Source organism: Flavobacterium cheonhonense (assembly GCF_035671315.1).
Classification (GTDB): Bacteria; Bacteroidota; Bacteroidia; order Flavobacteriales; family Flavobacteriaceae; genus Flavobacterium; species Flavobacterium cheonhonense.
In genome coordinates, this window is sequence record NZ_JAXAVY010000001.1 from 92,725 (window position 1) to 105,485 (window position 12,761).

General features: G+C 38.0%; 10 protein-coding genes. 6 read left to right on the top strand and 4 right to left on the bottom strand.

The window, feature by feature from the left end:
• Positions 1-8 precede the first annotated feature (8 nt).
• Both rodA and SK086_RS00420 read left to right on the top strand, forming a co-directional pair.
• Positions 9-1,271, top strand: a complete 1,263-nt coding sequence (gene rodA, locus SK086_RS00415; protein ID WP_324688880.1) for a rod shape-determining protein RodA — start codon at positions 9-11, stop codon at positions 1,269-1,271.
• Between the two features lie 48 nt (positions 1,272-1,319).
• Positions 1,320-1,859 carry a hypothetical protein gene (locus tag SK086_RS00420; RefSeq protein ID WP_324688882.1) on the top strand — a complete coding sequence of 180 codons (540 nt, stop codon included), beginning with the start codon at positions 1,320-1,322 and terminating at the stop codon, positions 1,857-1,859.
• Between the two features lie 49 nt (positions 1,860-1,908).
• Here the strand turns inward: SK086_RS00420 and SK086_RS00425 are convergent, their stop codons facing one another.
• A complete protein-coding gene (locus SK086_RS00425) occupies positions 1,909-4,095 on the bottom strand; it encodes a carboxy terminal-processing peptidase (RefSeq protein ID WP_324688884.1) in 2,187 nt (728 codons plus the stop codon).
• A gap of 208 nt (positions 4,096-4,303) precedes the next feature.
• On the opposite strand from SK086_RS00425, the gene surE reads away from it, so the two are divergent.
• From surE to SK086_RS00445, 4 genes are all read left to right on the top strand, one after another.
• On the top strand, positions 4,304-5,074 hold the full coding sequence (gene surE / locus SK086_RS00430; protein ID WP_324688886.1) for a 5'/3'-nucleotidase SurE: 771 nt from the start codon (positions 4,304-4,306) through the stop codon (positions 5,072-5,074).
• Between the two features lie 29 nt (positions 5,075-5,103).
• Positions 5,104-6,216 carry a lipid-A-disaccharide synthase gene (gene lpxB / locus SK086_RS00435; RefSeq protein ID WP_324688888.1) on the top strand — a complete coding sequence of 371 codons (1,113 nt, stop codon included), beginning with the start codon at positions 5,104-5,106 and terminating at the stop codon, positions 6,214-6,216.
• 80 nt (positions 6,217-6,296) lie between these two features.
• Positions 6,297-6,926, top strand: a complete 630-nt coding sequence (locus SK086_RS00440) for a C40 family peptidase (RefSeq protein ID WP_324688890.1) — start codon at positions 6,297-6,299, stop codon at positions 6,924-6,926.
• A 43-nt stretch (positions 6,927-6,969) separates the two neighbouring features.
• Positions 6,970-8,997 (top strand): ComEC/Rec2 family competence protein, encoded by a 2,028-nt coding sequence (locus SK086_RS00445; protein ID WP_324688892.1) that lies wholly within the window; start codon positions 6,970-6,972, stop codon positions 8,995-8,997.
• 11 nt (positions 8,998-9,008) lie between these two features.
• On the opposite strand, the gene SK086_RS00450 is transcribed toward SK086_RS00445, so the two are convergent.
• Genes SK086_RS00450 through SK086_RS00460 form a run of 3 tightly spaced genes read right to left on the bottom strand, consistent with a single transcriptional unit; the run spans position 9,009 to position 12,692 of the window.
• On the bottom strand, positions 9,009-9,476 hold the full coding sequence (locus tag SK086_RS00450) for a thioredoxin family protein (RefSeq protein WP_290872690.1): 468 nt from the start codon (positions 9,474-9,476) through the stop codon (positions 9,009-9,011).
• A gap of 53 nt (positions 9,477-9,529) precedes the next feature.
• Positions 9,530-11,032 carry a peptide MFS transporter gene (locus tag SK086_RS00455; protein WP_324688895.1) on the bottom strand — a complete coding sequence of 501 codons (1,503 nt, stop codon included), beginning with the start codon at positions 11,030-11,032 and terminating at the stop codon, positions 9,530-9,532.
• A gap of 1 nt (position 11,033) precedes the next feature.
• Positions 11,034-12,692, bottom strand: coding sequence for a peptide MFS transporter (locus tag SK086_RS00460; RefSeq protein WP_324688897.1), 1,659 nt, complete (start codon positions 12,690-12,692; stop codon positions 11,034-11,036).
• Between the last annotated feature and the right edge of the window lie 69 nt (positions 12,693-12,761).

Consider the following 12,761-nt stretch of genomic DNA (forward strand, 5'->3'; position numbering starts at 1 on the left):
TTCAGTTTATGAGAAACCAAAGTGTTACCAATAATTTAGATTGGATTAGTGTGGTGATTTACCTGATATTGGTCATATTGGGCTGGCTGAATATTTATTCTTCTTCCTTATCATCGATTGAAGGGGAAACGTCTATTTTTGATTTCAGTCAGATTTACGGAAAACAATTCTTGTTCATCCTGTTTTCCATTCCTATCATCTTTATTGTTTTATCGGTAGATGCTAAGTTCTACGAAAAATATTCGAGTATTATATTTGCGGTTTCACTTTTATCCTTGGTCGGCCTTTTTGCCTTTGGAAAAACCATAGCCGGTCAGCGTTGTTGGTACGGCATAGGCAGTTTTACGCTACAACCGTCCGAGTTTGCTAAAGCGGCCACATCCTTAGCTTTGGCCAAATATTTAAGCGATGTACAGGTCAATTTAAAAGACTTTAATCGACAAGTACAAGCCTTACTCATACTGGCCTTACCGGTATTGCTTATTCTACCGCAACCCGATCCCGGTAGTGCTTTAATTTACAGTGCTTTCATTTTAGTTTTGTACCGCGAAGGTTTACCGTCATGGTATTTGTGGACGGGATTTATCGCTATCGTTTTGTTTGTGATGGCTTTAATGCTGAAACCGTTAGTAATTATCGGTATTGCGTTGGCAATCATTATATTTATTTATTACCGAAGCCGAATTATTAACCGGAACTGGATTTTAAGTGCGATTATTTTTGCCGGCATATCAGGTTTTGTGTTTTCAGTAGATTATGTTTTTGAAAATGTTTTTAAACAACACCACCGCGATCGTTTCAACATTCTTTTAGGAAAAGAAGTCGATATGAAAGGCGTTGGATACAACACCAACCAATCGGAAATTGCCATTGGCTCGGGCGGCTGGTTTGGAAAAGGCTATTTAGAAGGTACGCAAACCAAAGGTGGTTTTGTACCCGAACAACATACCGATTACATCTTTACTACCGTAGGCGAAGAATGGGGATTTTTGGGTTCACTATTTGTCATTGCCCTATTTGTTGTCCTGATTATTCGGATTATTTACTTGGCTGAGCGACAGAAAACCAAATTCAGTAGGGTTTACGGGTATTGTGTTGCCGGAATTTTATTCATTCATTTCTTTGTGAATATTGCCATGGTTGTTGGGGTTTTTCCAACTATTGGTGTACCATTACCTTTCTTCTCTTATGGAGGTTCAGGTTTATGGGGTTTTACCATTTTGCTTTTTATTTTCTTAAAAATGGACGCCAATAAAGTTAACGAGTGGTAAAAGCGGAACAGTTTTTGTAAATTTGGGATTACACTAAAAAATCTCACTATGAACACTAAATTGCCCTTAACTCTTGTACTGCTTTTGAGCGGCTGTCTTTTATCGGCTCAAGTAGTCAAAGACACGGTTTCAAAACCTGTAGACTCTGTTGATTTAAAAGAAATTGAACTACAAAAAGTTGCCAAAGAAAAAACGCTTACGCCTGTAGAAGCGGCGGCTATTAAAAAAGCGGCTGATCAAAAACAAAAAGAAGCCGAGAAAATGAAAGCCGCTGCGGAGAAGGAAGCTAAAAAACTCGAAAAGGAACAACGCAAACTGGAAAAAGAACAAAAGCGTTTTGAAAAAGAGCAAAAAAGAATAGCTTCAGCCGAAAAATCGCTAATCAAATCGAAAGAAAAGCTGGTTAAGGAACGAAAACGTCTCGAGAAAATGCAAAGCAAACTCGAAAAGAACAAACGAAAAGGCAAGATTTCTGAAATTGACATAGAGAAAGAAAACATCAAAATCAGCAAACAACAAATTAAAATAAAAGAAATTCAGGAAGACATTGACAAAACCGAAAAGAAAGTCAACAAACTCAGAAACTAAAAAAAGCCACCCGATTGGGTGGCTTTTTGCTTTAAAATTGTTTGGCTAATTAAGACTTAACCGCAACCTTTTCTTTCTTTACTTTATTAGAAAGTCCTTTATTGTTTTCCATTTGCAAATCGTTCAAGATGTGGATGGCTTCTTCGATATAAATATCTTTAGACAAGCTTTCGTGCCATCTTTCGCGTTTTTCTTTCAGTACGTTATCCTTATCCATGGCTTCTAACTCGTATGGCAACGAATTGAAAACAAACTCATTTTTATAATCTGCAATGGGTTTGTATTTTTTGTTTTTCTCTTCTAAGGCTTTTTGTTCCGCTTTAAACTTATCAATGTTTAAGCTGTACACATTTTCCTTGTTACGTTCATCCAACCATTTAGCATTGTCGTCTATTAATTGCAATTGCGGATTGGCTTGCATACGCGCTCTACTCTTTTTAATGGCCAAATCAAAATTGTTTTGTTTGTCCCAAATTTTGTAGTTGGCAGGATCAATTTTATCCCAAGGCATAGCATTGTCAATATCACGTTCTCCCATTTTTAAGTAAGCGTATTTGTCCGGAATGGCAATATCACTCTTCACGCCTTCTAACTGGGTAGAACCACCGTTGATGCGGTAGAATTTTTGAGTTGTTGTTTTTAAAGCACCCAAATCACCATAAGTACTACCGCGTACAAACTGATTCAAATCGATTACATTTTGAACCGTTCCTTTTCCGTACGATTGTTTACTTCCGATAACAACGCCTCTTTTGTAATCCTGAATTGCAGCGGCTAAAATCTCAGAAGCAGAAGCCGAAAACTCGTTAATCATTACTACCAATGGACCATCCCATTGTACTTTTGCATCACGATCGTACAAGACTTCTTTCTTACCGGCAGCCGATTTGATTTGAACAATCGGACCTTGTTCGATAAATAAGCCTGCGATATCCACTACGGTTTTCAAAGAACCACCACCATTATCTCTAACATCCATTACAATTCCCTGAACACCTTCTTTTTTCAGGCGTTCCACTTCGATAGCCACATCTTTTCCGGCATCACGGCTGTTTTGGTCTTCAAAATCGATGTAAAATTTCGGCAAATAAATGATACCGTATTTGTAACCGTCTTTTTCAACTACACTCGATTTTACGTATGTTTCTTCAACTTCAACCTGATCTCTGATAATGGTAATCACTTTGATGGTTCCGTCTTGTTTTCTCACGGTCAATCGAACTTCGGTTCCTCTAGGCCCTTTGATTTTTTTAACCACGTCGTCCAAACGCATGCCTACTACATCAACAGGTTCACCATCACCTTGCGCTACTTTCAAAATAATATCCCCTGATTCTAATTGTTTGCCTCTCCAAGCAGGACCGCCGGAAATTAACTCAGACACTTCAGTAAAATCATTTTTCTTTTGCAAACGCGCTCCGATACCATCAAATTTACCGCTCATACTTAGGTCGAAACGCTCTTTTTCGTTCGGCGCGAAGTATGAAGTATGTGGATCAAATCGGGAGGAAATAGCATTGATATAAATAGAGAACCAATCTTCACGATCTAAATCTTTTATAAAACTAAAGTTATCATTCAATGAATTCAAAGTAGATTCTCTCGATTCTTTTTCCATTTGCTCGAAAGACTTAGGCGTTTCATTCTTTCCGGCTTCGGGATTTTTCTTTTTGTCTTCTTCTACCTTTTGTTTTTCCACTAAGGTGGACAAGGCGGAAAGCTTGACTTGCAAACGCCATCTTTCTTTTAACTCTTTGGTCGATTTGCAATATGGCAACTTTTCGTAATCAGCATTGAAAGTTTCGTCTACTTTATAATCGAAAGGATTGGCTAAAACATCTTTGTAGTAGCTTTTGCTTTCTTCCATGCGTTGCATCAAACGCGTGTAGGTCAATTCGAAAAACGACAATTCTTTATTCAGAATTTGATCGTCGATTTGTGTTTCGTATTTGGCAAACTCGTCGATATCCGATTGTAAAAAGAAACGTTTCGACGGATCTAAAGCATTTAAGTAATCTTTGTAAACGCCTTTAGAGAAATTATCATCAATAGCCGCCGGATTGTAGTGTCCTTTTTCGATAACAAACGTTAGCAACTCTATCAACAACTTATCTTTCTCCGGATCGGATTCTTTTTTGCTTGGGAACAAACTAAATCCCAACAACGCTATTGATAAGGTTAACACTACCAATAGTATTTTATAATTCTTTTTCATAAACTGCATTATAACATTCATTAATTTTCTTCTAAATTAAACAAAAAACCATGCCAAGAGTTTCAGGGCGGACTAATTTTTTGTTAAAAAACACTTTTCCTTGTTGACACTTCGTCGATTGGATCAAAGTTATAAAAAAATGTAGCGTTGTAAAGCCTTAAAATGGTTAATTTTGCCTTAGGTTGTTTGTCGATCAACCTCACAAATTTGTTACAATTAACACCAAAACATGATTCAGAAACCTACCATTTTAGTAACCAATGACGACGGTATTAACGCGCCCGGAATCAGGGCTTTAATAGCGGTTATGGCCGAAATCGGCAATGTAATTGTAGTGGCGCCCGACAGTCCGCAAAGCGCTATGGGACATGCCATCACCATCAACAATACCTTGTATTTGAATAAAGTTTCCGCCGAAAATGCCCTTGTTACAGAATATGCTTGTTCAGGTACTCCGGTAGATTGTGTCAAATTGGCGGTGAATGAAATCTTGAAGAAAAAACCCGATTTATGTGTGTCAGGCGTGAATCACGGATCGAACTCGTCGATCAATGTGATTTATTCCGGAACGATGAGTGCTGCGGTAGAAGCCGGAATTGAAGGCATTCCCGCGATAGGCTTTTCGTTATTGGATTACAGTTGGAATGCCGATTTTGAAACCATCAAACCGTTTATCAAAAAAATTGCTTTAGAAGTTTTGTCTCAAAAACTACCGGAAGGCACCGTTTTGAATGTTAATTTTCCCAAACTTAAATACGATGACATCAAAGGTATTAAGGTTTGCCGTCAAGCGAAAGCGATTTGGATGGAGAAATTTGACAAACGACAAACACCGTACGGCAAAGATTATTATTGGTTAACGGGAGAATTTGTCAATCAGGATAAAGGCGAAGACACCGACGAATGGGCTTTGGCTCACGGTTATGTTTCAATTGTGCCCGTACAATTTGATTTAACGGCACACCACGCCATCCAACAATTGAACAGTTGGAATTTATAGCATTTAATGAAACTCCATAACAAAAGCTTATGAAATATTACATCATAGCCGGCGAAGCTTCGGGCGACTTACACGGTTCCAATTTAATGAAAGCACTGTATCAAGAAGATGCTGAGGCTGAGATTCGTTTTTGGGGTGGCGATTTAATGCAAAGTGTAGGCGGAACCTTGGTCAAGCACTACCGCGATTTGGCTTTTATGGGATTTGCCGAAGTGGTGATGAACTTGAAAACCATTCTGAATAACATCAAGTTTTGCAAAAGCGATATCGAAAAGTTCCAACCCGATGTGATTATCTTTATTGACTATCCTGGATTCAATATGCGCATTGCCAAATGGGCGAAACAAAAAGGGATCAAAACACATTATTATATTGCCCCGCAAATTTGGGCATGGAAAGAAAACCGCATCAAAGCCGTTAAAAGAGATTTCGACAAACTTTTTGTGATACTGCCGTTTGAAAAAGACTTTTTTGAAAAGAAACATCATTTTCCCGTAGACTTTGTGGGTCATCCGTTAATTGATGCGATACACAACCGAAAACCAACCGACGAAAGTGTTTTCAGGAAAGAAAACCAACTGGACGACAGGCCGATTATTGCTTTGCTTCCGGGCAGCCGCAAACAAGAAATTGCCAAAATGCTAAGTGTGATGCTGAGTGTAGTGGCTGATTTCCCGGCTTATCAATTTGTGATTGCCGGTGCGCCGAGTCAGGAATATAGTTTCTATGAGCAATTTTTATCGCATCAGAATGTGAAATTCATCTCCAATAAAACCTATGATTTGTTGAGTATTGCCAAAGCTGCCTTGGTTACTTCGGGTACGGCCACTTTGGAAACCGCATTGTTCAAAGTGCCTGAGGTTGTTTGCTACAAAGGCAGTTGGATTTCGTACCAAATTGCCAAGCGAATCATTACATTAAAGTACATTTCGTTGGTGAATTTGATTATGGATGAAGCGGTGGTAACCGAATTAATTCAGGACGAATTCAACACCGCTAATCTCAAAAAAGAATTGGAAAAACTCTTAGACGAAAACCATAAAAAGGCACTTTTAGCAAAATACGACCTATTGGAAACCAAATTAGGAGGCATTGGTGCGAGCACCAAAACTGCTAAATTTATTATAAATGATCTAAAGTAGTTTTGATTCCAAAATCGAATTTTTAACTTTGCCAAAAAGTTACAGTTATCAAAAAAACAGGCTACATATTTCTTCTTTCCGTGCTGTTTTTCGCATGTAAACCGGCGGCTACTATAGTTACTTCCAAAGAAGTTGCTGTAAAAAAAGGCTTGTATTCGGAACCCAAACCGCTTACAGTTACAGAAACTAAAAGCTTAGAAAAGAAGAAAAAAAACACCAACACGGTGGTAACCTCAAAATCGGTTACAGCCGAAACCAAATCAGCCAAAAGAGCTATAGTCGATAACCAAAATGAATCGGATATTATTATTGATGATGAAAATACCAGCTATTTGATTCGTCAACTGATTAACAGTGCTTCCGAGAATTTAGGTGTTGGCTATCGTGGCGGCGGAACTACTAAAGACGGCTTTGATTGTTCGGGTTTAATTTATTCTACCTTCAAGAAATTTGACATTACTTTACCGCGTTCTTCTCATGAAATGGCAACCGTTGGAACAAAAATTGATTTGAAAAGTGCTCAAAAAGGCGATTTGATTTTCTTTATCAATCGCGGGCAAAGACGCATCAATCATGTGGGTATGGTGGTTGAAGTTACCGATGAAGAAGTGAAATTTATCCATTCCTCTACCCAAAGCGGCGTTATTATTTCTTCCACCAAAGAACCTTATTACAATCGAACATTCGTACAATTAAACAGAATTTTGTAGTATTTTTATTGTAAGAAAAAGATTTATTATGTAATTTAGTTGCATGATAATCTTACAATTTCCATTAGCCCGTATCGGTTTGTTTTTTATTTTGGGTTTGCTTTTGTACCAAAAAGGCTTTCAACCAAATGGATTTGTTGTTTTCATTTTCCTTTTCGTTGGTTTGGTTGGCTTGGTTACTATGCATCGGTATGCAAATAAAAGGAATGCTTTTAAAAGCTTTGGTTGGCTTGTTGCCTTACTTTCTGTCGTCCTTGGCTTATCAACGGCCGCTTTTGATCAAGACACCAGAAGTCGGCTTCATTACAGTCATCTTACCGAAGACCAAGTTCCTTATCATTTCCAACTAACCCTACACGAGAAATTAAAAAGCACCAAGAAAAACCAGAGATATGTCGCCATTATCAAAAGTATAAACCATCGTAAAAGCCTAGGCAAAATACTGTTGAACATTCGGCATTCGTCACAAAACACAAACATTCCTATCGGAAGTCATCTAGCAGTGGACGGCCTACTCTACCATAACAAAGCGCCTTTTAATCCGAATCAGTTTGACTATAGCGGTTATTTGGAAAACCAACAGATTTACGCCCAAATTTACACTTTATGGCCTAAGCTAAAAATCATTACAACCGAAAATACTATTTGGTCGAAGTTCTCCAATTTCAGGACAAAGATTATCGATAATTTAAAAAAGTCTAATTTCAACGAAACGGAATTGGCTGTGATGATTGCGCTGTTATTGGGGCAACAGCAAGATATTGATCCTGAAACTTTACAAGAATACCAATTGGCCGGTGCCGTTCATATTTTGTCAGTTTCCGGTTTGCATGTGGGTTTTATCATGCTATTCATTAACTTTCTTTTAAAACCGATCCCGAATACAAGCAGAAATACCTACATAAAATTGTTGATTATTGTTTTAGCACTATGGAGTTATGGTATTTTAGCCGGTTTGGCACCATCGGTGGTTCGATCGGTTACGATGTTTTCCTTTGTTGCGGTAGGCCAACATTTGCGTCGGAGTGTCAATGTTTACCATTCGCTTTTGGTTTCGGTATTGCTCATTTTGTTGTGGAAACCGTCCTTTCTATTCGATGTAGGTTTTCAATTGAGTTATTTGGCGCTGTTTTTTATCCTTTGGTTACAACCTTTAATAGCCGATTTTTGGCAACCCAAAAACAAAATTACACGATACATTTGGGACATCCTTACCGTTTCTTTGGCAGCACAATTGGGCACATTGCCTTTAAGTATTTACTATTTCCACCAATTTCCGGGTTTGTTTTTTGTAACCAATGTGCTGGTTTTGCCGTTACTCGGAATCATTATGGTAGTTGGCTTGGTTGCGGTTATTATCGGTTGTTTTGGAACAGTTCCGAAGTTTGTTATTGTTCCGCTAACAATGATGATTGCAATTCAGAATAAGTGCATTGGCTGGGTAGCTTCTTGGGATGCTTTAGTTTTTAAAAACATTGGATTTACTGCTGCTATGCTTTGGACTTCCTACTTGGTGATTATTGCTTTGGGACTTTGGCTTCAGAAACCGATTTACAAAAAAGTAGTGCTGGCTATGGTTAGTGTACTACTGTTGCAAATTGTTTGTTTGCACAACAAATGGCAATCAACAAATACACAGGAAATGATTGTGTACCATCAAAAGAAAAGTACAATGATTACTGAGCGAAAAAACAATAAAGTAATTTTGTTTGGGAACGATAGCATTCAAAATACAATAGCTAAAAATCAGATTTTACAATCGTATTTAACAGCCAATTTTGCAAAACTCACTCAACGAGAAAACCTACAGAATTTGTACTATTTCAACACCAAAAAGATACTTTTAATAGACAGTAGTGCGACAGTTCCGCTAAATATAAAACCCGATATTGTCATCTTAGTAAACTCCCCTAAAATCAACTTGGAAAGATATCTTTCAGCATACACGCCAAAACAAATTGTAGCCGATGGTTCTAACTACAAAAGTTACATTCGGCTTTGGAAAGCTACCTGCCATAAAGCCAAAATCCCTTTTCATATTACTAATGAAAAGGGATTTTATAAGATTTAATTCGTCTTGAATTATGATTTTTTGTTGGCTAAAATTTTATTGGCACCATCCAACCAAACTGCCGGTCCGCCGGCTACATAGCCTGTACTGCCAATTTGCTCTAAGTTGGTTTTACCATCTTTCTTAGAGGCATTTACAAACCAAACGGTAGGATAACCACGCACACCTAAAGCTTGTTGTAATTCCATATTTTGCTTAACCAATTCAGGACTTTGTTGTGCTCTTCTCGGGAAGTCTAATTCCACCAAAATGACATTGTCTTTGGCCCATTTGGCAAACTCAGGTGTTTTTAAAACTTCTTTTTGCAAACGGATACACCAACCGCACCAATCACTTCCGGTGAAGAATAACAGTAAAGGTTTTTTTGTTTTTTTGGAGATTTCCACGGCTTTATTCATATCAGTTTGCCATGTCAGTTCTTGAGCGTTTATCGTTAATGATCCTAAAACCAGGAATAACGTAAGGATTACTTTTTTCATATTAACTAATTTTATTTACAAATATATACAAAAACAATACCAACTACGACGGGCTATTTTACGTCTTGCATTAATTTTTTAACCAAAGGAGAAATCACTATAAGCACAATTCCGGCAACTAAGGCATAAATGGCCAATTGTTGATAGCCATCAGCATAGGTATTTAATTTCTCCAAATTGGAAGCATTTTCAGAAGCTTCAGCGATGTTTGCCCCAAGCAATCCGGCAAAATATTGGCCGTAAGCACTGGCTAAAAACCACATCCCCATAATTACGGCTTGCAGTTTTTGAGGAGACAATTTAGTCATGGCACTCATCCCAATTGGCGACAAACAGAGTTCCCCAAAAGTGATGATAAACCAACCGAAAGTAAAAAGATTCAAAGAAGTTTTTCCGTCGGGACCGGCCAGGAATTTTGTATAATAAAATACCCAGAAACCTCCGGCAAGAAACAAAAATCCTAATCCGAACTTTACAACTGTATTGGGCTCAATTTTTCTTTTAGCCATCCAGATCCATAAAACCCCAAGTAAAGCTGCAAAAAATATAACAAATAACGCTCCCGAAGCATTATTGACACCATTCGGGTCTAGCTCCATTCCAAGCAATTTGTTGTTTAGATTATTGGCAGCAAACAAACTCAATGATCCTCCGCTTTGCTCATAAAAAGCCCAAAAGAAAATAGAAAAAATAATAAACACCAAGGCTGCCAAAAGTTTCTTATTCTCTATTGAAGACAAATTACGCATTTCGTAAAACAAGTAAATAATGGAAGCCGGACCTATTATCATCATAAAGTAATCGGTGTAAACCGTATTCGCTACCATTAAAATAATAATCGGAATCAAAATCAAAGAACCTATATAAGTTATAACTTCATAAAGTTTTCTTTTAGATTCTTGGAGATGCGCTATGGGTGATAACCCGATTTCACCTAAACTTTTTTGGGTTTGTGTGAAAGTCAACAAACTTATAATCATCACTATGGCTGCAAAACCAAAAGCATAGTTCCAGCGTAGGTTTTCAGGAACAAAATTCGTCCAAAGTGTGCCGTTAGCCACGGCTATACAAACATAACCGCCCAACAAAGCGCCCAAATTTACACCGGCATAAAAAAGTGAAAATCCTGCATCTCGACGGGCATCACCATCTTTGTACAATTGACCCACCATTGAGGAAATGTTTGGTTTAAAAAATCCTGTCCCCACTATGGTAAAGCCTATTCCGGTAAAGAAGAAATTTTTAGGATCGACTGCTAAAATCACACTCCCGACTATCATTAAAATACCGCCCCAAAAAAGCGATTTTCTTAAACCCAGTATTTTATCGGCGAATAAGCCTCCTATAAATGTAAAGGCATACACCCAAGCTTGGGTTGCTCCATATTGCAAGTTGGCTACTTTTTCGTTCATACCGAGATGGCTTACCATAAAAACGGCTAACATTCCGCGCATACCATAGAAACTAAATCGTTCCCACATTTCACTAAAAAACAAATACCAAAGTTGTTTTGGGTATTTCCCTTTAAAATTTTGAATTTCTGCTATTGTTGTCATCTTAATTGATTCCTTTTTCTTTCATGACTTTATTCAGTTGTTTCAGTAAAGCAAACATCAATAAGGTGGCGAACATCAACAAGGCGAAATTAACCCAAAAGAAGTTGGCTTTGTTGTCGTAGGTATCCCATAAACTGGCCAATACTCCCGACATTTTATTCCCAATGGAGGTTGACAAAAACCAACCGCCCATCATTAAAGACGTGATATTTTTTGGAGAAAGTTTGGACACCACAGACAATCCCATCGGACTCAAAAATAATTCTCCGATAGTAATCACGCCGTAGTTAGCCACCAACCACCAAACCGAAACTTTTTCAGTGCCGTTATTACCAATTTGCACCGCCGCTACCATAACCAATACGGATAACGCTGATATTAATAGTCCAAACGCTATTTTGGTTGGCGTAGAAGGTTCTTTTTTTCTGCTGCGCAAAAAAGTAAAAAAGGCCACTACTAAAGGAGTCAAAATGATAACCCAACCCGGATTGATGGACTGACTCAAATTGGTTGCCCAAATACTTATTTTACTGCCTTCCTCAGGCTTTTTATCTTCTTTTACATTTCTGAAATAAATCGGATAATCGACTACTTTCTTAACCGCTCCATTTTCTTTTTGCAAACGGAAACCGGCATCGTACAATTCGGTTGAATCCTTTTTGTATTCGATTTCTTTAGCCAATTTTAAACTATTGAAAACCGTTTGTGTTGTTCCGGTAATTTCTCTGTCCGTATACCGATCTGCCCAAGTATTTAAAGCAGAACCGTTCAACTTGAATACAGCCCAGAACAAGATTACTACTGCAAAAATGGCTAACAATGCTCCTATTGGTCGTTTGTCTTCGCTTTTGGCTTTAAAGTACAAACTGCCGTAGAAGAAAATGACCGGGATACAAGCAAAGATAAAAGCATCGGTACTGTCGGAACCGAAGATGTAGCTGTCTAAATTAGTATCAGACTGAATTCCTTTGATTAACCAACCGATAACGCCAAAGATTACTGAAGGCAAAAGGATAAATAATACAATTTTATAGAAAGGCATATCCCCTTCCTGAACTCCTTTTTTCTCTGTTTTATCACCATAGTGTTTGGTTCCCATCAAGAAAACTACTACTCCGATAAACATCCCGATTCCGGCTGCCATAAAAGCATATTGCCATCCCAACAGGATTTGCAGTGCTGCGCCGAAGAAGTTACAAATAAAGGCGCCGACATTAATCCCCATATAGAAGATGTTATAGCCTTCGTCTTTTTTGTCTTTGTATTGGTCGTCGTTGTAAAAGTTCCCCAATAATGTGGAAATGTTAGGCTTGAAAAATCCGTTCCCCAAAATCACCAAGGTCATGGCTAAATACAACATGGTTTTATCGTGTATACCCATCAACATATAGCCCGCACCCATCATTAATCCACCTATGACTATGGATTTTTTATATCCAAAATAACGGTCGGCTATCAAACCGCCAATAAACGGTGTTAAGAAAACCAAGGCGATAAAAGTCCCGTACAAATCGGAGGCTTCTTTCTCGGTCATGGCAAATCCGGCCTCGACATCTTTGAGGTATAGCGTAAAAATACCAATCATTAAATAGTAACCGAATCGCTCCCACATTTCGGATAAAAACAAATAAGGCAGTGCTTTAGGATGACTTTTCCACATAATTTTTTTGATTTAAAAAAACAAACCTACAAGTAACTCTTGTAGGTTTGAAAGATATAAAAATATTTT

Coding starts and splice junctions, on each gene's coding strand:
- SK086_RS00420 (WP_324688882.1), top strand. CDS start 1,320: ATGAACACTAAATTGCCCTTAACTCTTGTACTGCTTTTGAGCGGCTGT.
- SK086_RS00450 (WP_290872690.1), bottom strand. CDS start 9,476: ATGAAAAAAGTAATCCTTACGTTATTCCTGGTTTTAGGATCATTAACG.
- lpxB (WP_324688888.1), top strand. CDS start 5,104: ATGAAATATTACATCATAGCCGGCGAAGCTTCGGGCGACTTACACGGT.
- SK086_RS00460 (WP_324688897.1), bottom strand. CDS start 12,692: ATGTGGAAAAGTCATCCTAAAGCACTGCCTTATTTGTTTTTATCCGAA.
- SK086_RS00425 (WP_324688884.1), bottom strand. CDS start 4,095: ATGAATGTTATAATGCAGTTTATGAAAAAGAATTATAAAATACTATTG.
- SK086_RS00445 (WP_324688892.1), top strand. CDS start 6,970: ATGATAATCTTACAATTTCCATTAGCCCGTATCGGTTTGTTTTTTATT.
- rodA (WP_324688880.1), top strand. CDS start 9: ATGAGAAACCAAAGTGTTACCAATAATTTAGATTGGATTAGTGTGGTG.
- surE (WP_324688886.1), top strand. CDS start 4,304: ATGATTCAGAAACCTACCATTTTAGTAACCAATGACGACGGTATTAAC.
- SK086_RS00455 (WP_324688895.1), bottom strand. CDS start 11,032: ATGACAACAATAGCAGAAATTCAAAATTTTAAAGGGAAATACCCAAAA.